This is a genomic window from Arthrobacter sp. B2060, from assembly GCF_059090445.1.
Map to the genome: position 1 here is coordinate 99,679 of NZ_JBNHFR010000008.1, position 21,731 is coordinate 121,409.

At 67.3% G+C, this 21,731-nt stretch carries 18 protein-coding genes; 8 read left to right on the forward strand and 10 right to left on the reverse strand.

The window, feature by feature from the left end; genetic code table 11:
- Positions 1–47 precede the first annotated feature (47 nt).
- The 5 genes from AC5RUM_RS14790 to ssd form a co-directional block, all read right to left on the reverse strand.
- Positions 48–332, reverse strand: a complete 285-nt coding sequence (locus AC5RUM_RS14790) for a DUF4244 domain-containing protein (protein ID WP_494035628.1) — start codon at positions 330–332, stop codon at positions 48–50.
- Positions 333–497: 165 nt separating this feature from the next.
- Entirely contained in the window at positions 498–977 is a 480-nt protein-coding gene (locus AC5RUM_RS14795; RefSeq protein ID WP_494035732.1) for a type II secretion system F family protein, read from the reverse strand.
- Between the two features lie 214 nt (positions 978–1,191).
- Complete coding sequence (locus AC5RUM_RS14800) at positions 1,192–2,058, reverse strand: hypothetical protein (protein ID WP_494035629.1); 867 nt, start codon at positions 2,056–2,058, stop codon at positions 1,192–1,194.
- Positions 2,055–3,275 carry a TadA family conjugal transfer-associated ATPase gene (locus AC5RUM_RS14805; RefSeq protein ID WP_494035630.1) on the reverse strand — a complete coding sequence of 407 codons (1,221 nt, stop codon included), beginning with the start codon at positions 3,273–3,275 and terminating at the stop codon, positions 2,055–2,057. Before AC5RUM_RS14805 ends, AC5RUM_RS14800 begins: the two co-directional genes overlap by 4 nt.
- 86 nt (positions 3,276–3,361) lie before the next feature.
- A complete protein-coding gene (gene ssd / locus AC5RUM_RS14810) occupies positions 3,362–4,576 on the reverse strand; it encodes a septum site-determining protein Ssd (protein ID WP_494035631.1) in 1,215 nt (404 codons plus the stop codon).
- Positions 4,577–4,733: 157 nt separating this feature from the next.
- On the opposite strand from ssd, the gene AC5RUM_RS14815 reads away from it, so the two are divergent.
- Both AC5RUM_RS14815 and AC5RUM_RS14820 read left to right on the forward strand, forming a co-directional pair.
- Positions 4,734–6,599 carry a bifunctional 3'-5' exonuclease/DNA polymerase gene (locus AC5RUM_RS14815; RefSeq protein WP_494035632.1) on the forward strand — a complete coding sequence of 622 codons (1,866 nt, stop codon included), beginning with the start codon at positions 4,734–4,736 and terminating at the stop codon, positions 6,597–6,599.
- A gap of 214 nt (positions 6,600–6,813) precedes the next feature.
- Positions 6,814–7,011 carry a YegP family protein gene (locus AC5RUM_RS14820; protein WP_494035633.1) on the forward strand — a complete coding sequence of 66 codons (198 nt, stop codon included), beginning with the start codon at positions 6,814–6,816 and terminating at the stop codon, positions 7,009–7,011.
- 25 nt (positions 7,012–7,036) lie between these two features.
- On the opposite strand, the gene AC5RUM_RS14825 is transcribed toward AC5RUM_RS14820, so the two are convergent.
- Genes AC5RUM_RS14825 through AC5RUM_RS14835 form a run of 3 tightly spaced genes read right to left on the reverse strand, consistent with a single transcriptional unit; the run spans position 7,037 to position 10,224 of the window.
- Positions 7,037–7,714, reverse strand: a complete 678-nt coding sequence (locus tag AC5RUM_RS14825) for an NUDIX hydrolase (protein WP_494035634.1) — start codon at positions 7,712–7,714, stop codon at positions 7,037–7,039.
- The gene (gene nth, locus AC5RUM_RS14830) at positions 7,711–8,691 is read right to left on the reverse strand and encodes an endonuclease III (RefSeq protein ID WP_494035635.1); all 981 of its coding nucleotides are present in this window, start codon (positions 8,689–8,691) and stop codon (positions 7,711–7,713) included. The genes AC5RUM_RS14825 and nth overlap by 4 nt, the downstream gene beginning before the upstream one ends.
- A 9-nt stretch (positions 8,692–8,700) precedes the next feature.
- Complete coding sequence (locus tag AC5RUM_RS14835; RefSeq protein WP_494035636.1) at positions 8,701–10,224, reverse strand: hypothetical protein; 1,524 nt, start codon at positions 10,222–10,224, stop codon at positions 8,701–8,703.
- 411 nt (positions 10,225–10,635) lie between these two features.
- Between AC5RUM_RS14835 and acs the strand changes: the two genes are divergently transcribed.
- Both acs and AC5RUM_RS14845 read left to right on the forward strand, forming a co-directional pair.
- Positions 10,636–12,675 carry an acetate--CoA ligase gene (acs, locus tag AC5RUM_RS14840; protein ID WP_494035733.1) on the forward strand — a complete coding sequence of 680 codons (2,040 nt, stop codon included), beginning with the start codon at positions 10,636–10,638 and terminating at the stop codon, positions 12,673–12,675.
- A 165-nt stretch (positions 12,676–12,840) separates the two neighbouring features.
- Positions 12,841–13,623 (forward strand): DeoR/GlpR family DNA-binding transcription regulator, encoded by a 783-nt coding sequence (locus tag AC5RUM_RS14845; RefSeq protein ID WP_494035637.1) that lies wholly within the window; start codon positions 12,841–12,843, stop codon positions 13,621–13,623.
- 10 nt (positions 13,624–13,633) lie between these two features.
- Here the strand turns inward: AC5RUM_RS14845 and AC5RUM_RS14850 are convergent, their stop codons facing one another.
- Both AC5RUM_RS14850 and AC5RUM_RS14855 read right to left on the reverse strand, forming a co-directional pair.
- A complete protein-coding gene (locus AC5RUM_RS14850; RefSeq protein ID WP_494035638.1) occupies positions 13,634–14,653 on the reverse strand; it encodes a LacI family DNA-binding transcriptional regulator in 1,020 nt (339 codons plus the stop codon).
- Between the two features lie 14 nt (positions 14,654–14,667).
- Positions 14,668–15,870 carry a Gfo/Idh/MocA family protein gene (locus tag AC5RUM_RS14855; RefSeq protein ID WP_494035639.1) on the reverse strand — a complete coding sequence of 401 codons (1,203 nt, stop codon included), beginning with the start codon at positions 15,868–15,870 and terminating at the stop codon, positions 14,668–14,670.
- Between the two features lie 214 nt (positions 15,871–16,084).
- On the opposite strand from AC5RUM_RS14855, the gene AC5RUM_RS14860 reads away from it, so the two are divergent.
- The 4 genes from AC5RUM_RS14860 to AC5RUM_RS14875 all read left to right on the forward strand — a co-directional run bounded on the left by AC5RUM_RS14860 (position 16,085) and on the right by AC5RUM_RS14875 (position 21,711).
- Positions 16,085–17,029 carry a carbohydrate ABC transporter permease gene (locus AC5RUM_RS14860; RefSeq protein ID WP_494035640.1) on the forward strand — a complete coding sequence of 315 codons (945 nt, stop codon included), beginning with the start codon at positions 16,085–16,087 and terminating at the stop codon, positions 17,027–17,029.
- Positions 17,030–17,039: 10 nt separating this feature from the next.
- On the forward strand, positions 17,040–17,963 hold the full coding sequence (locus tag AC5RUM_RS14865) for a carbohydrate ABC transporter permease (RefSeq protein WP_494035641.1): 924 nt from the start codon (positions 17,040–17,042) through the stop codon (positions 17,961–17,963).
- 53 nt (positions 17,964–18,016) lie between these two features.
- Positions 18,017–19,360 carry an ABC transporter substrate-binding protein gene (locus AC5RUM_RS14870; RefSeq protein ID WP_494035642.1) on the forward strand — a complete coding sequence of 448 codons (1,344 nt, stop codon included), beginning with the start codon at positions 18,017–18,019 and terminating at the stop codon, positions 19,358–19,360.
- A 167-nt stretch (positions 19,361–19,527) separates the two neighbouring features.
- Positions 19,528–21,711, forward strand: coding sequence for an alpha-galactosidase (locus AC5RUM_RS14875; RefSeq protein WP_494035643.1), 2,184 nt, complete (start codon positions 19,528–19,530; stop codon positions 21,709–21,711).
- Positions 21,712–21,731 lie beyond the last annotated feature (20 nt).

The window sequence follows — 21,731 nt, forward strand, 5'->3', positions numbered from 1 at the left end:
TGGGGAGTTCGTCCTTCCGCGGGACGTCGGAATCTGCAGCACGGGAGTCACGGTAGGGCCAGCGCCGTACGGATCAGGTTCAGCAGGAAACCACGGACTTCGTCGCTGCGCAGGATGAACACGAGAATCCCGGCAAAGCCCACGGCCGCCAGGGTGGCGATGGCATATTCTGCAGTCGCCATCCCGGCCTCGGATCCCGTCAGCCGCCTCCTCTGCCGCACCTTTACACGGGGAGCCATGCTCGCCCCCGGATAGATTTCCCGCACTGCTGCATCGTCGCTTTCCTGCCGTGCAGGCAGGGCATCGCCGAGGCTGTTTTGATTCAGGGACATGGTTTTCCTTTCTGATCAGCCGGCGGTGTTGCCGGGCTACTTCGACTTTCCTGCCTGCCGCACCGGACGGTAAGTGATGCGTTGGCCTAAGTGGAAAACCGGCGCCTGCTCCACGATGTGGAGGAAAGGTGCCCCCGGAATCGTGAGGCCAGCGGCCCTTCGCGCTCACGATCCAGAGGGCACCAGGGCGAGGAGCACCGGGACGACGCCCAGACAGATAAACGCCGGCAGGGAGCAGAGGCCGAGCGGAATCACCAGCTTCACGCTGAGGGATGCGGCGCGCTTTTCCGCGGCGCGGAACCGTTCACGACGCATCCTGGCAGCCTGGGCGTAAAGGATGGCGGACGACGGTGCACCCGTCAGCGCGGCGAAGCCCAATGCGTCCCTCAGTGCCAGCACTTCGGCGGAGTGCCCCTCGGAACTCCGCCAGGACGTTTCCCAATCAGCCCCGATGGCCAAGGCGGCCACCACGGGTCTCAACGCATTGCGGTACGAAGGTGAGGCGGCGGCCGCGACAAGCTCCAGGGAGCGGCCGATTCCGCATCCTGCGTCCAGCATGGCCGCGACGAGCTCGAGCATCATTGCCGGATCTCGCAGACCGGCTGCCTGGCAGGCTGGACCCGACCTCCCCTCGTCGTCAGTCATGTTGTCGTCGAGCAGCACGCCGACCTTGGCCAACAGGCGCCTTCGCATGCGTGAGCGTCCAGACAAGGCTAGTGACGCCGCCAACGCCAACAACGTCGCAATCAGCACAGCGGACAGTATCGGCTCCATCATGTCCGTGCCGCACCCCTGCGCCCGGTCAGGTCATGCCGCCCCGCTTCACATCGAAGGCCGCTCACATCATCTCCAAGGACGCTCACGCCACTGCCGCGCCGGCGGCCGACCGCACGAGCCTGGCGGACCAGATCCGGCCGACGATTGTCAGCAGGACGCCGGCGATCAGGGCCGCGACACCGACCGGCGTTCCGACCAGCATCGCCAAAGGGTCCACGCCGAGGCATATTCCCAGCCCGAGTCCGAGCAGGGGCAGCCATGTCAGCAGGGTGACCGTCGCTTTGGGGCCAGCGAGGGCGGTTTGGCGTGCTGCTTCGGCGTCGTCCTCAACTTCCAGCTGCGTGGCGAACCGGGTCAGGACGTCCGCCAGAGGGCAGCCGCTGGCTTCTGCAATATCGAAGCAGGCGGCAAGTTCCGCCCAGATCCGCGGTTCGTGACCGTTCGTTCTGTGGCCTGAGGACCGTGCGGCCAGACGTATCGCTTCAGCCACCGGGGAACCACGCAATGCAGCCCCTCGTGCTGCCGCCAGAATCGCCGTCGAGGCCGTGCTGAGGCGCTGGCCATCGGCCGTCCCCACAGACTGCCCGGATCCCGCGTACACGAGCCACAGTTCGTCCCAGAGCCGGGACGGTGTCCGGCCGCCCTTCAGCAGGGCAGCAAGCTGCTGGACCACCACGGTGAGCGGCACCGCCCCGTCCTTGCCGCGCCTGGCGGGCTGGCGTCCACGCAGGAAGGGACGGCTGCGATACCGACCCACTCCGCCGTCGCCGGCCCCTTGGCCGCGCGTGCCGGACCCCTGGCCGCGCGTGCCGGACCCGTGGCCGCGCGTGCCGCGCGTACTGCGCGTGCTCCCGTGAAAGGCCCTCCGCACCCTGCCGCTCACGCCGCGCGGCGGCCGCAGAATCAACCACAGCGCCAGGCCCAGCGCCACCACCAGAACGGCGATCATGCCGCGGCTCCGGAGGGATGCTGCGGCCGGGTCAGCGCAGGATCCAGGCCGAGCCTCCCGGCAAGTGCCTCCCAGGCCGGGCCGGTGACCAGCTGACCACCTGCGACCTCCAAGGCAGTGGAAACGCCAAGGGTCCCGGCAGTCTGCTGCATCATTCCTATGCAGGCCACATGCCGCCCTTCCCGGTGCCTGGCGACATGGACGACAACGTCCAGGGCACTGGCAACCTGGAGCCGCACGGCATCCGGCCCGAGCCCTGCAAGGGCACCCAAGGCCGTGAGGCGCGCTGGCACGGCACCGGCGGTGTTGGCGTGGATCGTCCCGCCGCCGCCGGTGTGTCCGGTGTTCATGGCCGTCAGGAGTTCCCGCACCTCGGCGCCCCGGCATTCCCCCACGACCAGCCGGTCTGGCCTCATCCTCAAGGCCTGACGTACGAGCTCGCCCAGATCCACCGCGCCGCCTCCTTCCACGTTGCCATGCCGCGATTCAAGGGCGACGACATGCGTGTGCACCGGGTTCAGTTCCGAGGCATCCTCGATCAGGACGAGCCGCTCGCCCGTATGGCACAGCCCGAGCAGCGTGGACAGCAGGGTGGTCTTGCCGGATCCGGTGGCGCCGCTGATCAGGAAGCTCAGCCGACGGTCCACCATCTGCTCCAGAACCGACTGGATCAGCGGCCCGAACATCCCGCCGTTCCTGAGTTCGTCCATGGAGAAGACCTGCTCACGGCGGATCCGGATGCTCAGCAGGGTCCCGGCCGTGGAGATGGGCGGCAGGACCGCGTGAACCCGGTAGCCGCCGTCGAGCCGCACGTCGACGCAGGGTGAACCGTCGTCCAGGCGGCGTCCGCCTGCGGCCACAAGCCGTGATGCGAGGGCGCGGAGCTGCGTCTCTCCCGCAAAAGTCACGGGCGCCCGTTCTATTCCCCGTCCCCGGTCGAGCCATACGGCATCCGGCGCATTGACGAAGATGTCGGTGACCGAGGGATCCCTGACAAGTTGCTGCAGCGGCCCCAGACCATTCAGTTCAGCGCTGATGCGTTCAACAGCCGCAAGCGAGCCGGCCGTCCCGAGCAGCTTTCCGGTTGCCTGCACGGCCGCTGCCACACGTGAGGGCGTCACCGGGCCGGCATCTGCCATGACAGATTCCCGCACAGTCTCGAGGAGCCCGGAATCCAGCGCCCTGGGTGCGCGCCGCCGTCCGCTGCTGCCCTCCATGGGAGCCGCCCTGCCAGCTGCCGGCCCGGAACCGGAAAACGCGGGACCGGAGAAGGGGCCTCGTCCCGGGACGCCTGAATGCCCGCTCACTGCGCATCCCTGGCCGGCAGCTCGCCGTCGAGCAGCTCGAGGACTGACGCGGCGAACCGGCGAACGCTCCTCCGCTTGCCCTGCTCCAGGAGGCGGCCCAGCTCGGCTGCCCCGGCTGTGCCGCGCACTTCGGGCATGACGCCATGCAACGGAAGGCCCACGGACTCTGCGATCAGCGTCCCGTCCAGGGCAGCACCTGCCCTGCCCCGGATGACGAGCGCTGAATCCACGGGCGGAAGCTCCTGAAGCAGGCGGGCGGAGGCCACTGCCGCCTTCAACTGGGCGGGGACCACGACAAGCAGGCGGTCGCAGTCCCAGGCGAACGTCCGCAGTGGTTCGGCGTTTCGGCCAATATCTACGACAACAAGCTCATAGCCACGCCGTGCGGCATCGAGCACGCCGCCGACGGTGGCCGAGTCCACGGCAGGCGGCCGTTCCCTGCTTCCCGGCCAGGACAGGAACGAGAAGCCGCCAGCCACGGGCAAGGCATCCGCGAGCTGGCCGGGATCGATGCTGCCGCTCGCGTCAGCGAGATCCGGCCAGCGGAGACCCGGCGATTCTTCCGCCGCCAGGGCGAGTTCGAGTCCTCCTCCCCACGGGTCGGCGTCCACAAGCAGGACCCGCACGCCAAGGTTCGCGGCCGCCTGCGCAATCCAGACGCCGGCCGTGGTGGCACCGGCACCCCCGCAGCCGCCGGTTATACCCAGCACCGCCCCGCCCGCCTCCGGTGAGCGGGAACGGCTGAGGTATTCTGCCAGCCAGGCCGCGGCATCGGGAAGAACGGCGACCCGCTGCGCGCCAATCGCCGCCCCCAAATGCCAAAGGCTGTCCCCTTCCCCGCTAAGACCCACCAGAACCGCGGGTGCCCGGCGGCGCGGGGGCAGCTCACGGATGTCGCTTCCGACCAGGACGGCAGCGGCGGAATCCCAGTACGGCGCGGCCTCTGAAATGTCGGCGGCAACTCGCAGCACTCCGCCGGCCGCGGCCACAATCCGTTCCACCTCCCCTTGGAGAAAATCAAAGCCAGTTACCAGCAGCACATCGTCGGCTCCCGCCGGAAGCCACGCGCCCTGGCCCGGTTCCGCCGGGCCCGGTTCCGGAGGCCGCAACGGCGCGGCCCGCATGGGAGTCTCTGGCAAAGGAAAGCCCGCCGACGCGGCCTCTTCCGGTCCCGACGAAGTTCCTGGGTTACGTGCATGGTGCCTGCTCATGCTGCAACTCTGGCGGGAACCCGTCCCGCCCGGCAGCCGCCCACGACGCTATGTGGACAACCTCCAAGGATGCAACCATGTGGAGGGGAAGTCGGGCACGGCACGTGAAACATGCCTCCCGCACGGGGCAGCGCCAAAATCAGGGCAGAATATAGCCATGTTTCTGTTGCTGGCTGCCCACGCTGACGGAGCGGCCCTGCAGGAGCTGACGGCCGACGGCCTGCCGAGCCCGCGCAATCCCCACCCGCGGATCATCAGCCGCGCCGCCATGGCGTCCGCCACGGCAGCGGGCCCGGCAGCGGCCCCGGCGGCAGCGGGCCCGGCAGCGGCCGCCACCGCAGCGGCCCCGGCGGCAGCGCTCCGGGCAGGAGCGCCCGGAGCCCCGGGCAGAAACCCCGACGGATCCCCTGAGGGAAGCGCAACCGAGCTTCCCGCCGTCGTGCGTGAACTCGAACAGCAGCGTCCGCGCTGGATCTGGCACCGGACGCAGGACTGGTATCCGGCGCTGCTGGCGGCGGGCGTCGAGCTGGAGCGGTGCTACGACCTCTCGCTGTGCGGCGCGATCCTGGCTCATTCCGAGTTCACCGCGCACACACCCTATGCCCAGCACGCGGAGAAAGTGACGCAGGACGACGACCTCCACCAACCCCCGCGGGTGCTCCAGCCGCCCCCGCCGCCAGCCGATCAGGGAGCGCTCTTCGACGATCCCGGATTGCGCGCAGAGCAGTTGCCCGACATTGAAGACCTGCGCGCCGAATACGCCGCCCAGCAGGAGGCCTTGACCGGTGCCGCCACGGACGGCAACCGCCGGCAGCGCCTCCAGCTGCTTCTCGCCGCAGAATCCGCCGGCGCCATGATCGCGGCCGAGATGCAGCATGCGGGCGTGCCTTGGCGTGAAGAGCTGCATGAACAGATCCTCGCCGATCATCTGGGTCCCCGCCCGCCGGCAGGTCACCGCCCCGCCAAACTGGAGGCACTCAACACCGAACTCCGCAGGCTGCTGCACTCCCCCGCATTGAATCCCGATTCGCCGCAGGAGCTGATGCGTGCCCTCCACCGGAACGGCATAGAGGTGAAGTCGACACGGCAATGGGAACTGAAGGAGTCCACCCACCCCGCCATTGAACCGCTGCTGACATATAAGAAACTGGCGCGGCTCCACGCGGCAAACGGCTGGGCATGGCTGGACGCCTGGGTCAGGAACGGGCGTTTCCAGCCGGAATACGTGGTGGGTGGCGTGGTCTCGGGCCGGTGGGCGTCGCGCGGAGGCGGCGCGCTGCAGATCCCGCGCCAGGTCCGCGGCGCGGTACACGCCGACCCGGGGCACAAGCTGATCGTCGCGGACGCCTCGCAGCTGGAACCGCGGGTGCTTGTGGCGCTTGCACAGGATTCCACGATGGCCGAGGCCGCGCGGGACCAGGACTTATATGCGGGCATCGCGGCCAAGGGATTCGGAGGCGACCGCGCCAAGGCCAAGATTGCCCTGCTCGGCGCCATGTACGGCGCCACCTCGGGCGAAGCAGGCCGGCTGATGCCGCAGCTGGCGCGCACCTATCCGCGCGCCGTCGGTTTTGTGGAACAGGCCGCCCGCGCGGGCGAGGCGGGAAAAACCGTCACCTCCCGGCTCGGCCGCAGCAGCCCGCCGCCGTCCGAACTATGGTTCCGCAGCCAGCAGTCCACCTCGGCTGAGGAGCAGCGCCGCGCCGACTCGACCGCCCGCTCACGCGGCCGCTTCACGCGCAACTTCGTGGTGCAGGGCTCTGCAGCGGACTGGGCGGCCTGCTGGCTTGCGGAATTACGACGGCGGCTGCGCGCCCTGCGTGCCGGCGGTTCAGCTTCCGGTGAGCTCGTCTTCTTCCTCCACGACGAAGTCATGGTCCACGCCCCGGACGCGGCGGTGGAGAGCTGCGTCAGGGCTATCGAAGACGCAGCCAACGCCGCAAAGGAATTGCTCTTCGGCCGGATTCCGGTGGAATTCCCGGTCAGTGTGGCGATAGTGGACTCATACGACAACGCGAAGTAGGCGGGGCCCCAAGCCGGAGAACGGACAGTATACTGTCGGCGGCCGGAACTGAAGTCACATGCACTCCGCACCGCAACGCAGCGTTTCAGAAGGTAATGTACCCGCGGGTAGTTCGCGCAGGTGCGGCGCGTCACATTACTCTCTTGGGTAAGCGGGCAGTGGCAGTGAGTTGGCCCGGCAAGTGCAAGGAAGCATTATCAGGGGGGTCCGGCCGATGGCTGGCAAATTTGAAGTACACCAGGACGACGAGAAGTTCTACAAGTTCCGGCTCAAAGACGGGGACGGAAACGTGGTTGCGGAGTCGCCGCGGTTCAAGAGCCTTTCCGGGGTAGTAGCGGGCATCAATGCCATGCGGGAGAATGCCGCAACGGGAGTCGTGGTGGATCTGCGGCAGCCCCAGCACCAGAGCTAGCCCGCACCACGACCAACCGGATTGCCTACACCTTCAGCGGATGCAGCCGCGTTCGGTCCCACGGGACCGACCAGCCCAGCTGGTCAAAGAGTTCATTCAGGATCATCCCGGTGAAGCCCCAGACCACAACGTCCTTGACGGTGAACGCCGGACTCTGGAACGTCCGGTCCATCCTCGTGACAGTGGCCATGGCCCGGTTCTCGGGGTCCAGCAGATCCCGCACCGGAACGCGGAAGACCTGGGCGGACTCACCGTAGTCAACCACACGGATCGGGGACGGCGAGGCCCACCAGCCCAGCACGGGCGTTACGAGGTAGTTGCCGCGCGGCAGCGCCAGCTCCGGCAAGGCGCCGAGCACCTCCACGCCCTTGGGATCTACGCCTGTCTCTTCCTGCGCCTCGCGGAGGGCAGCGGCAACAGGTGATTCGTCGGGATCGATGCCGCCTCCGGGAAATGCCACCTGGCCGGGATGGTCATCCAGCGTGTGTGCCCGCTCAAGGAGCAGGACGTCCAGATCGGCCGGGGCCAGGGGTTTTCCCGATTCCGCCGGCACGTCGTCGAGCGCACCGAACAGGATCAGCACGGCGGCCCTGCGTGCCACCGACGGATCGACTGTCAGCGTCTCCCAGTACGGGTTGCGGGCTGGTCCGTTTCCCGCCCTGATGGATTCCACCAGACCCACCAGGTCCCGGTGTGCGGTCACGGCAACCTCCGCTGCGAATCCATCCGGATCTCCGCGGCGCGATGGGTCTCCGCCAGGAGCCTGCCCAGGAGCTCTTCGTTGCCCGGTGCGAGTTCGTACTTGAGGAGCTTCGCGGCCCTCGCCGGGTCTGTCTCCCCCATGCCAAAGGCGGGACACCAGTTGGCCACAGCGCAGGCGCCGCAGGCAGGCTTCCGGGAGTGGCAGACCCGCCGGCCGTGGAAGACCACGCGGTGTGACAGCATGGTCCAGTCCTTGGGCTCAAACAGTTCGGCCACGTCCGACTCGATGCGGACGGGATCGTTGGAGTCCGTCCAGCCGAAACGGCGCGCGAGCCGCCCGAAGTGCGTGTCCACCGTAATGCCCGGAACGCCAAAGGCATTTCCCAGCACCACGTTGGCGGTCTTCCGTCCGACGCCCGGAAGAGTCACGAGATCCTCGATCCTGCCAGGCACCACGCCGTCGAACTCATCCACCAGCCGGGTGGCCAGCGCCATGAGGTTTTTCGCCTTGGCACGGAAGAACCCGGTCGGCTTGATGATCGCCTCAAGCTCCGCGGTGTCCGCCTCGGCCATGCTGCGCACGTCCGGGTACCGGGCGAAGAGCAGCGGCGTGATGAGGTTGACCGTCACGTCGGTGGTCTGCGCGGAGAGCACCGTTGCCACGAGCAGCTCAAAAGGGGACCGGAAATCGAGCTCGGCATGGGCGTAGGGGTATTGCTCGGCCAGCGCCCGGTTGATTCGCCGCGCCCGCCGCTTCAGGGCCAGCGCCGACTCACCGGACAGCCGCTTTGCACCGCCGGACGCACCGGCCGCGGCCGGACCAGCAACAGCCTGACCAGCAACACCCGGACCCACACCAGCGCCGGCACCGGCACCGGCACCGGCACCGGCACCGGGTGCAGCATCCGCCGGCGGGCCTTCCTCGGCGGGCATGCTGTTCAGCCGTGTGGCGCGGCGGGGCGTGCGGGAGGTGGGCACGGCGGCCTGCTAGCCGCGCTCGATGTTGCTGAGATCGCGCAGAACGCCCACCCGGCCGTCCGTGTGCTGGACCAGGAATTCGTCGCCCCGGTCTTCGAGTGCAAGCACCCAGCCGCCGGGTTCGATGCCGAACAGCGGGGCACCGGTGCGCTCGTCCACGGCCGTGCGGTGCTGTGCCACAGCGAACCAGAAAGCCTCGTGGACGGGCTGCTCCGATTCCTCCGGGCGGCTGGAGGGGTCCACGGTGGCGCCGATCGGTTCCTGGGACCGCACCGGCTCGTGGGCCTTCACCTGGGGGTGCACGGCCGTGGCGGGGGTGGCCGAGGCCGCACGTGACTCCTCAGCCGGTGCCGCCGCACGTGCCTTGTCAGCAGGTGCAGCTGCGCTGGCGACCGGGACTCCGTCCAGCTGGGTCTCTTCTGCCGGCGAAGCCGGCTCCGTAACTGCCCGCCGCTCGGCCGCGGTATCCGCGGCAGAAGGCACGACGGCGGCGGCTTCAGTTGCCGGGGCCGTTGCCGCTGAGCTGGAGGCGGACCATGCCCCGGCAGATGCGGCGCCGACGGCTCCGGCTGGGGCTCCGGCCCCGGGGGTTGCTGCTGCCGCCTGAGCGCCGGCAGTGCCCGCAGCCCCAGCGGCTCCGGCAGCGCCCGGAGTGCCTGCAGCAGCCGCGCTGCCGGCGGTCCGGCCACCGGCGGTCTGGCCGGCAGCGTAGTGGCCGGGCGCCGTCGGGCCCTGCAGTGACGGCTTTGCATCGGCAGGCTTGGCAGGCTTGGCAGGCTTGGGGGTCTTTGCCGGCCTCGGCTTCCGCACGGGAACCGCCGACTCCCGTGCCATGACATGAGCGGGCACTTCGGCACGGTCCAGGAAGTCGCCGGCGAAGAAGGGGATGAAGCGCGCCAGCACCGTGGCCGCGAGCAGTACCAGCGAACCGATCAGGGCAACCAGCAGGAACGGCGTGAAGCCCTCGGCGGTGGCCAGGAAGAAGAAGGCCACGGAAAAGGAGGCCACCACAGAGCCGAACTGGTCAATGGACAGGGAGCCGATCCGCACCTTCGTTTCCGGGGCAAGGCGGCGGGCCACGAACAGCGCCGACACAATGAGCGGCAGGACAATTCCCAGGCCGAGGAAGAACAGGCTGCCCAGGTTCCACAGGTTGTACCTGGGGGAGAACATCGGGACCAGCGATGCGACGAAAAGAACCAGTGTGGCCGCAAAGACGGTTACATCGCGGACAGTGAACGGACCGACGACGGCCTCGTTCCTAACCCCGGTGCTCTTGTCCGCAGGGGCATCGGAGTTGCGGGAGGCGTTTTCAGCAGGCTCCCCAGCTTTCGGGCTCACCGGAGTCTTCGGGGTCACCGCATGGGCGCCGGCTCCGGCACCTTGGGCCGCGCCTTGAATCGCATCCCCGGCTGCGTCCCTGAGTTCCGCTCCACCGCTCCGGGACGGACCTTCCGGAGCCGGATGACCCAGGTCGCGCTGGGCTGGACCCGGCTGGGCCAGGCCCGGCTGGTCGTGGCTTTGCTGATTCATACTGTTCTCCTTAGCGTGGCGGCACCCTAAACGGCTGTCCAATACAGGGCGACACCTGATGGCCGGCGCCCCTGACCTCGGGGGTCAGGCTGCCTCCGGCCTCTGTCACGAGTCCCTCTCAGCCTAGCCAGTTGCTTGCATGATCACTAGCTGACTGGCCGCGGGAGGGGGCCTGCCGGACGACAGCAGGATGCCTTTGGGGAGACCATTCGTCGCTTAATCCGCACCGCTCACTGTTCGCCGTGTGACGCGGGACACGCCGCAATGGCGGGAAGCGATAGGCTGTTTTCCGGAACAGCTCTTTGCGGTACGTCCGTGACCGGCCGCTCCCCGGCGACGCGCTGCGCGGCGGGTAACGGCGGGCCCGCGGTCCGCCCGCGCAGCAAAGATCGATGAATGATGAGGTTCACCATGTCCCAAGACACTCCCGGCTCGACGGCCACCGCCGCCAACCCCGCCCAGCAGGGCGACGCTCTTGAAAACCTGCTGCATGAGAACCGCAAGTTTGCCCCCTCCGAGGACTTCGCCGCCAACGCGGTGGTTGGCGCGGAGATGTACGCCGAGGCCGACGCCGATCGCCCGGCGTTTTGGGCCAAGCAGGCGCGCGAGCTGCTGACGTGGGACAGGGACTTCACGCAGGCTTTGGACTGGTCCGACCCGCCGTTCGCGAAATGGTTCGTCGGCGGCGAGGTCAACGCCGCGTACAACGCCCTGGACCGCCACGTTGAGAACGGGCTCGGCGACCGGGTGGCCATCTACTTCGAAGGCGAGCCCGGTGACTCCCGCGCCTACACCTACGCGGAGCTGACCGAGGAGGTCAAGAAGGCCGCGAACGCCTTTGAATCCCTCGGCGTTGCCAAGGGCGACCGCGTGGCCGTGTACCTGCCCATGATCCCCGAGGCCGTGATCACCCTGCTGGCCTGCGCCCGCATCGGGGCGGTGCATTCGGTGGTCTTCGGCGGTTTCTCCGCGGACGCCCTCCGGTCCCGCATCGAGGATGCCGAGGCCAAGCTCGTGGTCACAGCGGACGGCACCTACCGCCGGGGGAAGCCCAGCGCCCTGAAGCCCGCCGTCGACGAGGCATTGTCCCTTGAGGGAAGCGGAGCCGGGCACACCGTACAGAACGTGGTGGTGGTCAAACGCAACGGCCAGGACGTGGACTGGCACGAGGGCAGGGACCACTGGTGGGCCGACACTGTCGGAGCCGCATCCACGGAACACACCGCCGTCGGCCACGACTCCGAGCACCCGCTGTTCATCCTTTACACCTCCGGCACCACCGGCAAGCCCAAGGGCATCCTGCACACCACCGGCGGCTACCTCACCCAGACCGCGTTCACGCACAAGGCGGTCTTTGACCTGCACCCGGAAACGGACGTGTACTGGTGCACGGCCGACGTCGGATGGGTCACCGGGCACTCCTACGTCGCCTACGCCCCGCTCATCAACGGCGCCACCCAGGTCATGTACGAAGGCACGCCCGACTCCCCGCACCAGGGCCGCTGGTGGGAGATCGTGGAGAAGTACAAGGTCTCCATCCTCTACACAGCCCCCACCGCGATCAGGACCTTCATGAAGTGGGGCCGGGACATCCCGGACAAGTACGACCTGTCCTCCATCCGCGTCCTGGGCTCCGTGGGCGAACCCATCAACCCCGAGGCCTGGATGTGGTACCGCGACGTCATCGGCGGCAACGCCGGCAAGCACGGCGAGAAGAAGGACAACCCCGCCCCCATCGTGGACACCTGGTGGCAGACCGAAACCGGCGCCCAGATGATCGCCCCGCTACCCGGCGTCACCGCCGCCAAACCCGGCTCCGCCCAGGTGCCTTTGCCCGGCATCGCCGTGGACGTTGTCGACGAAAACGGCAAATCCGTCCCCAACGGCCACGGCGGCTTCCTGGTTATCCGCGAACCCTGGCCGGCCATGCTCCGCGGCATCTGGGGCGACCCCGCGCGGTTCAAGGACACCTACTGGTCCCGCTTCGAGACCATGTACTTCGCCGGCGACGGCGCCAAGAAGGACGAGGACGGCGACATCTGGCTCCTGGGCCGCGTGGACGACGTCATGAACGTCTCCGGGCACCGGCTCTCCACCACGGAAATCGAGTCCGCCCTCGTCAGCCACCCGGCCGTGGCCGAAGCTGCCGTCGTCGGCGCCACCGACGAAACCACCGGCCAGGCCGTCGTGGCGTTCGTCATCCTCCGCGGCGACGCCGTGGACTCCGGGGACGAAATCGTCCAGGACCTCCGCAACCACGTGGGCAAGGAAATCGGGCCGATCGCCAAGCCCAAGACCATCCTCGTGGTCCCCGAGCTTCCCAAAACCCGCTCCGGGAAGATCATGCGCCGGCTCCTCAAGGACGTCGCCGAGGGACGCGACGTCGGGGATGCCACCACGCTCGCCGACAACACGGTCATGCAGCAGATTGCGGCGTCGCTGAAGAAATAAGCACAATTCCGCTCCGAGCTGGGCCCGTCCGGATTACCGGGCGGGCCCGGTTCATGCCCTGTGCCTAATGTTGTTTTTCGGGCTTTCCTGTTCCCTTTTGCGAGGAGTACGCGATGATGGGCAGTAAGAGCGCCGACCGCGGTCTTGTCGCCTGAAAGGATCCCGATGCTTCCCGCCGCCCGCCACCAATCCATAGTGGACGCAGTCCAGCGCGAGCGGGTGGTCCGCGTGTCGGACCTGGCCCAGCAGCTGGGAGTGTCCCTGATGACGGTGCGCCGCGACATCGAGCTGCTGGAGGAAAGCGGCCAGGTGGAGCGGATCCACGGGGGCGCCAAGCTGCCCGGCGACGCGAGCACGCACGAGCCCGGCTTCGAACTGAAATCCACCCAGCTGGCGGCGGAGAAGCGGGCCATAGCCCTCGAAGCCGCCACCCTGGTGCACGAGGGCATGGCTGTGGCCCTCAGCGCGGGCACCACCACCTGGGCACTGGCCAAGGAACTCGCCCATGGGCCCCGGATCACCGCCGTGACCAATTCCGTGAAGATCGCGGACCTCTTCCACCACGCCTCGGCGACGGGCTCGGGGCGCCACGCCTCCACGGTGATCCTCATCGGAGGCGAGCGCACGCCGTCGGACGCCCTGGTGGGTCCCATCGCCACGGCGGCGCTGCGGCAGCTGCACGTGGATCTGTTGTTCCTCGGCGTGCACGGCATGGACGAGGAGGCCGGCTACACCACGCCGAACCTCTTGGAAGCCGAAACGGACCGCGCGTTCGTGGCCGCATCCCGCAAGGTGGTGGTCCTCGCCGACCACACCAAGTGGGGCACCCAGGGCATCAGCACCATAGCGAAGCTTGAGGACGCAGACGAGGTGATCAGCGATGCCGGCCTGTCACCCGAGGCCCAGCGGATCCTCAGGGACCGGGTCAGCCGGCTCCGGCTGGTTTAGGGTACGGCTCTCACGGGCAGCCGCAGGACTGCCTGACCAGCAGCCTCGTCGGGAAGACGCGGTGCTGTCCGGGGGTTCCGCGGTCCGCTCCGACGAGCGCGCGGACGGCGGCCTCTGCCATGTCACGCACGGGCTGCTCCACGGTGGTGAGCGTCGGCCAGGAGTATTCAGCGTCCTCTGAACCGTCGAAGGAGGCAAGCGCGATGTCCCCCGGGACGGAGAGGCCCGCCTCGTGGAGCGCGCGGAGAATGCCGATGGCCTGCATGTCGGAGCTGGCAAAGATGGCGGTGGGCCGGTGTCCCGACCCCAGGAGCCGCTGTCCCGCGGCGTAACCGCCAACCCGGGTGAAAGCACTGCGGGCAATTGGGCCCTCCGGCAGCCCCGCGTCCTTGAGTGCCTGCAGCCAGCCGTCTTCGCGGGCGTCCGCTTCGTTGCCGGTAGTGGTGCCCATGGCCAGTCCGATGTTGGTATGGCCATGCCCGATCAGGTGTTCCACGGCTGTACGGGCACCCTTGGCCAGGTCCACGCCGACCGTGGTGACACCCGCCGAACTCCCGCTGTGGCTCAGGAGCACGGACGGAATCTCCGCGGTTTCCAAATCGGCCAGGTCCGGCTCGAACAGCACGCTCGCCAGCACCACGCCGTCAACCTGCCGCGCCGCGAGGTTCCGGATGTTCCTGCGCTCCTTGGCCAGGTTGCCGTCCGAATTCGTCAGCACCAGGGCGTACCCGAGAGCGGCCGCCGCATCCTCCACAGCATGGGCCAGCATGGAGAAGAAAGGGTTGCTGTTGTCCGGGATGACCAAACCGATCGTTTCGCTGGACCCCAGCTTCAGGGCCCTCGCAGCCGCATTGGGACGGTAGCCCAGCTGCCGGATGGCTTCCTGGACCTTTGCTTCGGTGGCCGGCGCCACCTTCTTCGGCCCGCCATTGACTACATAGCTGACGACGGCGGTGCTCACCCCGGCGTACCGGGCAACATCCTTGCGGGTCACTTGGGTCCGCGGGGCGGGCACTGCAGGAATGGTCATGGTGTCCATGCTAGCTACAGCACACCCGGGGCATCTCCAAAGTCGCGGATGGGCAGGCGCTCACCGTTCCTCCGGGCCGATTCATGGGCCACAATGCCGGGCAGCGTGAAGCGCGCCGCCGTCCATGCGTTGACCGGCGGCAGGGACCCGGTGTGCACGGCCGTGACAAAGTCGTCCACCAGGAAGTGGTGGCTGCCTTCGTGGCCGTTGGGAGCGCCGCGGAATTCCTCCGGAAGCCGGCTGCTGTCATGGACGGGGGCCAGTCCGGACACGAAGGCGTCCCGCAGTTCAGGTGCCACGTTGGCGAGCGAGGGATCGTCCAGGGCCATGCTGGGCCGGGACTCCATCTGCTCGGAGATGTCGTGGACGTTGGTCTTGTCCTGCCACACGGTCACCTTGGCCAGCTGCTCGAAGCTGGCTTCGGTGCCGAAGAACCGGAAGCGGGACTCGCGGATATGCGAGGGGTAACCCACCCGGCGCATTTCGTTGGTCCGCATGGCGCCGCCGTCGTTCAGTTCGAACAGGGCCGTGGCGTTGGAAAAGTCGTTGCCGAACATGCTGACGTCCTTGTCGAACACCCCGTCCTGGCGGTCGTCCCGGACGCCGACGCAGCTGACGCTCACGGCGTGGGCTGGCAGCGCGCCCAGGACCCCACCGATCGCGTGGGTCGGGTACAGCATGGGAGGGTAGCTGGCGGTCTCCTTCCAGCGCTCTCCCCCGCTGTACTGGTAGGCGTCGTAAAAACCCAGGTCCATGTCGTGGACATAGTCGCCCTCGGAGTAGAACACCCTGCCGAATTTGCCGGCCTCATGCTGCCTGCGGGCGTAGACGGTGGCCGGGTTGTAGTAGCTGGTTTCACTCATCATGTAGACCTTGCGGGTCTCGCGGACGGCGTCGATGATCCTCGCGATCTCATCCTCGGTGACCGCCATAGGCACAGCCGAATAGACATGCTTTCCGGCCCGGAGGGCCCGCTCAACCAGCGGGCCGTGGGTCCACCGCTGTGTGAAGATGGCGACGGCGTCGACGTCGGACGCCAGCAGCTCCTCGAAGGTGCCGAGGGAGCCGGCGAGGCCATACCTCGCGATGGCCTCGTCCGCGCGCTCCGCCCGCTCGTCCACGACAAAGACCTCGCTGACTCCGGGGTGGAGGTTGAAGAGATGGGCGAACTGGCCGCCGAACTGCCCGACCCCGACTACTCCGATTGAAAACGTCATTGTTCCTGCCTTTCCGGCCATGGCCGCACCGCCGTCCGGTGCGCGATTCGTGTTGGAGCACAGTCTTTCAGCCGGATCTACTCGAGTCAACCCTTGCAACGTTGTAGAGCTACGGGAGCGGGATTCCGTGGAAATATTCCTTGCGCTCTCATTTCTACTCGTGTAGATTCGGTGGCGATTGTTAGTTCCATCACACACCCAGGAAGGGTCGACGATGACCACCCTTACCAAGAACAGCGCCCCTGCCGGGGACCAACAGCTGCGCGACCCCATCAGGCGGCGCCGGCTGTCCGGCCTGGGAGACCTCAGGATTGCGCTTCTGTTCATCCTCCCCTCGATGATCGGGTTCATTACCTTCTTCGTGGTCCCCACGGTCCGCGGCGTGTACCTGAGTTTCACGGAGTACAACATCCTCGGAGATCCCGAATGGATCGGTTTCGACAACTACGCAGCGATCGCCAAGGATCCGCTGTTCTGGAACTCCCTGGCCGTCACCGGGCAGTATGTCCTCATCAACATCGCCCTCCAGACAGCCCTGGCGCTTGGACTGGCCCTCCTGATGCACCAGGTCGCCAAATCCACCATCGTTCGCGGGACCCTGCTCCTGCCCTACCTGATGTCCAATGTCATCGCAGCCTTGCTCTGGTTTTGGATGCTGGATTACCAGATCGGCGTCGTGAACCAGTTCCTCGAATGGACAGGGCTCTCCCGCGCCGCATTCTTCGGCAGCGAAGAGTGGGCCATCCCCACGCAGGCCCTGATCAACACCTGGCGCCACATGGGCTACACGGCCCTGCTGATCTTCGCCGGCCTCCAGGCCATCCCGCAGCACCTCTATGAAGTAGCAAACCTGGACGGCGCTTCACCCTTCCAGACCTTCCGCAAGATCACCTTGCCGCTGCTGCGCCCGGTCATGGTCCTGGTCCTCGTCGTCACGGTGATCGGTTCCTTCCAGGTCTTCGACACCGTGGCCGTAACCACCCAGGGCGGCCCGGTCAACGCCACCCGGGTCATTCAGTACTACATCTACCAGCGGGCCTTCACGGAGTCGGACTTCGGCTACGGATCCGCCATCGCCGTCATCCTCTTCCTCATCCTCGCTCTCGTGGCCTTCATCCAGATGAAGTTCCTCCGGGGCAATGAGTCGGACCTGGACTAAGGACCCCAGCATGAACACCACCACCAGCCACGCACAGCAGCCCGCCGCTGCCCGCCGTCGCCCGTTCAACGCCCGCCGAGCGGTGGCCTGGGCACTGCTCATCCTGGCCATCGCCGTTTCCGTACTGCCGTTCCTGTGGGTCCTGCGCACGGCGCTGTCCACCAACAGCGCGCTGGCGTCCCAATCGGCCAGCCTGCTGCCGGCGGACTTCACCTTTGGCGCGTTCAAGCGCGTACTCGGCCTGCAGAGCCCGGCCGAGGCCGTCGCGGAAGGCGGTTCCGGGGCCGCCATCAACTTCTGGCTGTACCTGCGCAACTCAATCATTTTCTCTTCAATCACCACCGCCGGCGCCGTGTTCTTCAGCGCGATGGCCGCCTACGCCTTCGCCCGGCTGCGCTGGAAAGGCCGGAACGCCGTCTTCAGCCTGTTCCTGGGGACCATGCTGGTTCCGCCGATCTTCACGGCCCTGCCCAACTTCCTGCTGATCAAGAACCTGGACCTGCTCAACACGATGCTCGGCATGGTGCTGCCCTACATCTTCATGACCCCCTTCGCCATCTTCTTCCTGCGGCAGTTCTTCCTGAACATGTCCCGGGAGGTCGAAGAGGCCGCCATGCTGGACGGTGCCAAGCATCTGCGCATCTTCTTCCAGATCGTGCTGCCCAACGCCGCCGCGCCGCTGGCCACGCTGGCCCTGCTCACTTTCATCGGCCAGTGGAACGAATACTTCTGGCCGCTGCTGGTCGGTTCCCAGGACGACGTACGCGTCCTGCAGGTAGGCCTCGGCGTCTTCAAATCACAGTCCCCGCAGGGAGCACCCGACTGGTCCGGCCTCATGGCAGCCACGTTGATTTCGGCGCTGCCGGTCCTGGTTCTCTTCGCCGCCTTCGGCAAGAGAATCGTGAACTCCATCGGCTTCTCCGGCATCAAATAGTCCTCTTTTCGCATTCAACCAACCCACCCTCCGGCCCCTCCGAAAGGTCCATCATGAAAAGAACCCTCGGCGCCATCGCCGCCGCCGCCACGATCGCACTGTCCCTTTCCGCCTGTGGCGGCGGTTCCTCCGCCGGCTCGTCCGAAGCCAAGGGCGAAATCAACTACTGGCTCTGGGACGCCAACCAGCTCCCCGCCTACCAGCAGTGCGCTGACGATTTCACCAAGGCCAACCCGGACATCAAGGTCAAGATCACCCAGCGCGGCTGGGACGACTACTGGAGCACGCTCACCAACGGCTTTGTGGGCGGAACGGCTCCCGACGTGTTCACCAACCACCTCGGACGCTACGGGGAGCTGGCCGAGAACAAGCAGCTGCTGCCGATTGACGACGCAGTGGAGAAGGACAACGTGGACCTTGCTGCTTACAACGAGGGTCTCGCGGAGCTCTGGGTGGGCCAGGACGGCAAGCGCTACGGCCTGCCCAAGGACTGGGACACGATCGCGCTGTTCTACAACAAGGCGATGCTCGCCAACGCAGGCATCTCCGAGGACGAGATGAAGAACCTCACCTGGAACCCGGAGGACGGGGGCAGCTACGAGAAAATCATCGCCCACCTGACCGTTGACAAGAACGGCAAGCGCGGGGATGAGGCCGGCTTCGACAAGAACAACGTCGCTGTGTACGGCCTCGGGCTCAACGGCGGCGGCGATTCCTCAGGCCAGACGGAGTGGAGCTACTTGACCAACAGCACCGGCTGGTCCCACACGGACAAGAACCCGTGGGGCACGCACTACAACTACGATGACTCCAGGTTTCAGGCCTCCATCGACTGGTTCGCGGGGCTGGTTGAAAAGGGCTACATGCCCAAGCTGGAAACCACCGTCGGCGCGAGCATGGCAGATACCTTTGCAGCCGGGAAGTCGGCGATCAACGCACACGGGTCCTGGATGATCGGCCAGTACACGGGCTACAAGAACGTCAAGGTGGGCATCGCCCCCACGCCTGCAGGACCGGAAGGCAAGCGTGCCAGCATGTTCAACGGCCTGGCGGATTCCATCTGGGCAGGCACCAAGAACCCCGCCGCCTCGGTGAAGTGGGTCGAGTACCTCGCCTCGGCCGCCTGCCAGGACGTCGTCGCGTCAAAGGCGGTTGTCTTCCCGGCGCTCAAGAGCTCCTCCGACAAGGCAGCGGCAGCGTTCAAAGCCAAGAACGTGGACGTTACGGCCTTCACCGAGCACGTCAAGAACAAGACCACGTTCCTGTACCCCATCACTGACAACACCGCCAAGGTCAAGGGCATCATGGAGCCTGCCATGGACGCCGTCGTATCCGGCAAGGCACCCGCAAGCTCCCTGACCCAGGCCAACGAACAGGTCAACAGCCTGTTCAAGTAGGGGCACTCCCCCCAAAGCTGTGACTGCGGATGTGGCCGCAGCCACCCGGCCCGGATGCCGCCGTTTCCTCCTCGCGACGGCGGCATCCGGACCACGCCGGCTCCACCTCTCCAACACCGTTCCAGCGCCACCTTGCGTACACCATGATTACCGAAAGAGACTTACTTATGGATCCCCTGCACCTCCGTTCCGCCGGCGCCAGCCTGGTGATCAGCTTCAGCAGCGGAGAGGCCGAGGTCATCCACTGGGGCGCCGACCTTGGCAGCGAACTCCCGGACCTGTCGATCCTCACCGAGGCCATCCCCCACTCCGCCATCGACGCCACCGTCCCCGCGGGATTGCTCCCCCAGGCATCCTCCAGCTGGCGCGGCCGGCCGGCCCTGCGCGGCCACCGCATCGCCGACGGCGTCTCCGGACTCGATTTCTCCGTTCGCCTGCGCGCCGTGCGCGCCGCAGTCAACGGCAACTCTGCCGCCTTCGTTCAGCAGGATGCCGATGCAGGCATCACCGTCGAATCCACGCTCGCGCTTCACGACGGCGGCCTGCTGGAACTGCGCCACACCGTCACGAACACCGGAACCTCACCGTTCCAGCTGGACGAACTGGCCACCGTCCTCCCGGTGGCCCCGGACGCCGTCGAACTTCTCGACCTGACCGGACGCTGGTGCCGGGAACGGCACCCCCAGCGCCGTCCCATTCAGCAGGGCACCTGGGTGCGCACCGGGCGCCACGGCCGCACCGGCCACGACTCCTCACTGCTGTTCGCGGCCGGCTCCTCCGGCTTCGGCAACCGCCACGGCAGGGTCTGGGCCACGCACCTGGCCTGGAGCGGCAACCACGAACAGTTCGCTGACACGCTCTCGGACGGGCGCACCATGATCGGCGGCTCCGAACTGCTGGGCCCGGCCGAAGTGGTGCTCGAGCCCGGCGCCGGCTACACCACGCCCACGCTCTTCGCCGCCTACTCGGACCGCGGCCTCGACGGCATCAGCGAGGCGTTCTACAGCTGGTTCCGTTCGCGCCCGCACCATGTGCTGCCGGCTGCGGGCGGAGGAAAGCCGCGGCCCGTGGTGCTGAACACGTGGGAAGCTGTCTACTTCGACCACAACCTGGCCACCCTGATCGAACTGGCCGACTCGGCCGCCGATCTCGGCGTGGAGCGGTTCGTCCTGGACGACGGCTGGTTCCGCGGCCGCCGCGACGACACAGCCGGCCTGGGGGACTGGTTCGTGGACGAGACCCTCTGGCCGGACGGGCTGACTCCGCTCATCGATGCCGTCACGTCCCGCGGCATGGAGTTCGGCCTATGGGTGGAACCCGAGATGATCAACCTCAACTCCGACGTGGCACGCGCGCACCCGGACTGGGTCGTGGGCCCGGCCGCCGTCTCCCATAAGGACGGCGGGCGCCTGCCGCTGGCCTGGCGGAACCAGCACATCATCGACCTCGTGAACCCGGAGGCGTGGCAGTACATTTTTGACCGGATTGACGCCCTCCTGCGCGAGAACAACATCAGCTACCTGAAGTGGGACCAGAACCGGGACCTCACGGAGCACGGGCACGCCGGACGCTCTTCAGTCCACGAGCAGACCCTCGCCGCCTACCGCCTGTTCGACGAACTGCGCAAGGCCCACCCCGGCGTCGAGATTGAAAGCTGCTCATCCGGCGGGGCACGCGTGGACCTGGGCATCCTGGAGCGCACGGACCGCATCTGGGGTTCGGACTGCAACGACGCGCTGGAGCGGCAGACCATCCAGCGCTGGACCGGCATCGTGGTTCCGCCCGAGCTGGTGGGGGGACACATCGGCCCCACCACATCGCACACCACTGCCCGCACGCACGACCTCTCCTTCCGCGCCATCACGGCTCTTTTCGGCCACTTCGGCATGGAATGGGACGTCCGGGAGGTCCAGGGCGGGCAGCGCGAGGAACTCAGGCGCTTCATCGCGCTGTACAAGGAACACCGCGGGCTGATCCACAGCGGCCGGATGGTCCGGGCGGATGTCCCTGACGATTCGCTCATGCTGCACGGCGTGCTGGCAGCAGCCGGTTCCCTCGCAACCGGCACGACGGCGGCCCTGTTCGCCCTGGTGAGCACGCGCACCTCGTTCGCGGAACAACCGGGACGCGTCGCACTTCCCGGGCTCGAGGCGGCACGCCGCTACCGCGTGGAGGCCATCTTCCCGACGCCGGGGGACGCCGATTATGGGCACACCTTCACGCAGATCCAGCCGCCGGCCTGGCTCGCTTCCGGGGCCGAAGCCAACGGCCGTTTCCTGGCCGAGGTGGGACTCGCCATGCCCAACCTCAACCCGGAGCACGCGCTGCTGCTGAAGGTCACGGCCCTCTAGGCTTCGAAAGTCCACATCGC

Coding starts and splice junctions, on each gene's coding strand:
- AC5RUM_RS14790 (WP_494035628.1), bottom strand. CDS start 332: ATGTCCCTGAATCAAAACAGCCTCGGCGATGCCCTGCCTGCACGGCAG.
- AC5RUM_RS14795 (WP_494035732.1), bottom strand. CDS start 977: ATGACTGACGACGAGGGGAGGTCGGGTCCAGCCTGCCAGGCAGCCGGT.
- AC5RUM_RS14800 (WP_494035629.1), bottom strand. CDS start 2,058: ATGATCGCCGTTCTGGTGGTGGCGCTGGGCCTGGCGCTGTGGTTGATT.
- AC5RUM_RS14805 (WP_494035630.1), bottom strand. CDS start 3,275: ATGGAGGGCAGCAGCGGACGGCGGCGCGCACCCAGGGCGCTGGATTCC.
- ssd (WP_494035631.1), bottom strand. CDS start 4,576: ATGAGCAGGCACCATGCACGTAACCCAGGAACTTCGTCGGGACCGGAA.
- AC5RUM_RS14815 (WP_494035632.1), top strand. CDS start 4,734: ATGTTTCTGTTGCTGGCTGCCCACGCTGACGGAGCGGCCCTGCAGGAG.
- AC5RUM_RS14820 (WP_494035633.1), top strand. CDS start 6,814: ATGGCTGGCAAATTTGAAGTACACCAGGACGACGAGAAGTTCTACAAG.
- AC5RUM_RS14835 (WP_494035636.1), bottom strand. CDS start 10,224: ATGAATCAGCAAAGCCACGACCAGCCGGGCCTGGCCCAGCCGGGTCCA.
- acs (WP_494035733.1), top strand. CDS start 10,636: ATGTCCCAAGACACTCCCGGCTCGACGGCCACCGCCGCCAACCCCGCC.
- AC5RUM_RS14845 (WP_494035637.1), top strand. CDS start 12,841: ATGCTTCCCGCCGCCCGCCACCAATCCATAGTGGACGCAGTCCAGCGC.
- AC5RUM_RS14850 (WP_494035638.1), bottom strand. CDS start 14,653: ATGACCATTCCTGCAGTGCCCGCCCCGCGGACCCAAGTGACCCGCAAG.
- AC5RUM_RS14855 (WP_494035639.1), bottom strand. CDS start 15,870: ATGACGTTTTCAATCGGAGTAGTCGGGGTCGGGCAGTTCGGCGGCCAG.
- AC5RUM_RS14860 (WP_494035640.1), top strand. CDS start 16,085: ATGACCACCCTTACCAAGAACAGCGCCCCTGCCGGGGACCAACAGCTG.
- AC5RUM_RS14865 (WP_494035641.1), top strand. CDS start 17,040: ATGAACACCACCACCAGCCACGCACAGCAGCCCGCCGCTGCCCGCCGT.
- AC5RUM_RS14870 (WP_494035642.1), top strand. CDS start 18,017: ATGAAAAGAACCCTCGGCGCCATCGCCGCCGCCGCCACGATCGCACTG.
- AC5RUM_RS14875 (WP_494035643.1), top strand. CDS start 19,528: ATGGATCCCCTGCACCTCCGTTCCGCCGGCGCCAGCCTGGTGATCAGC.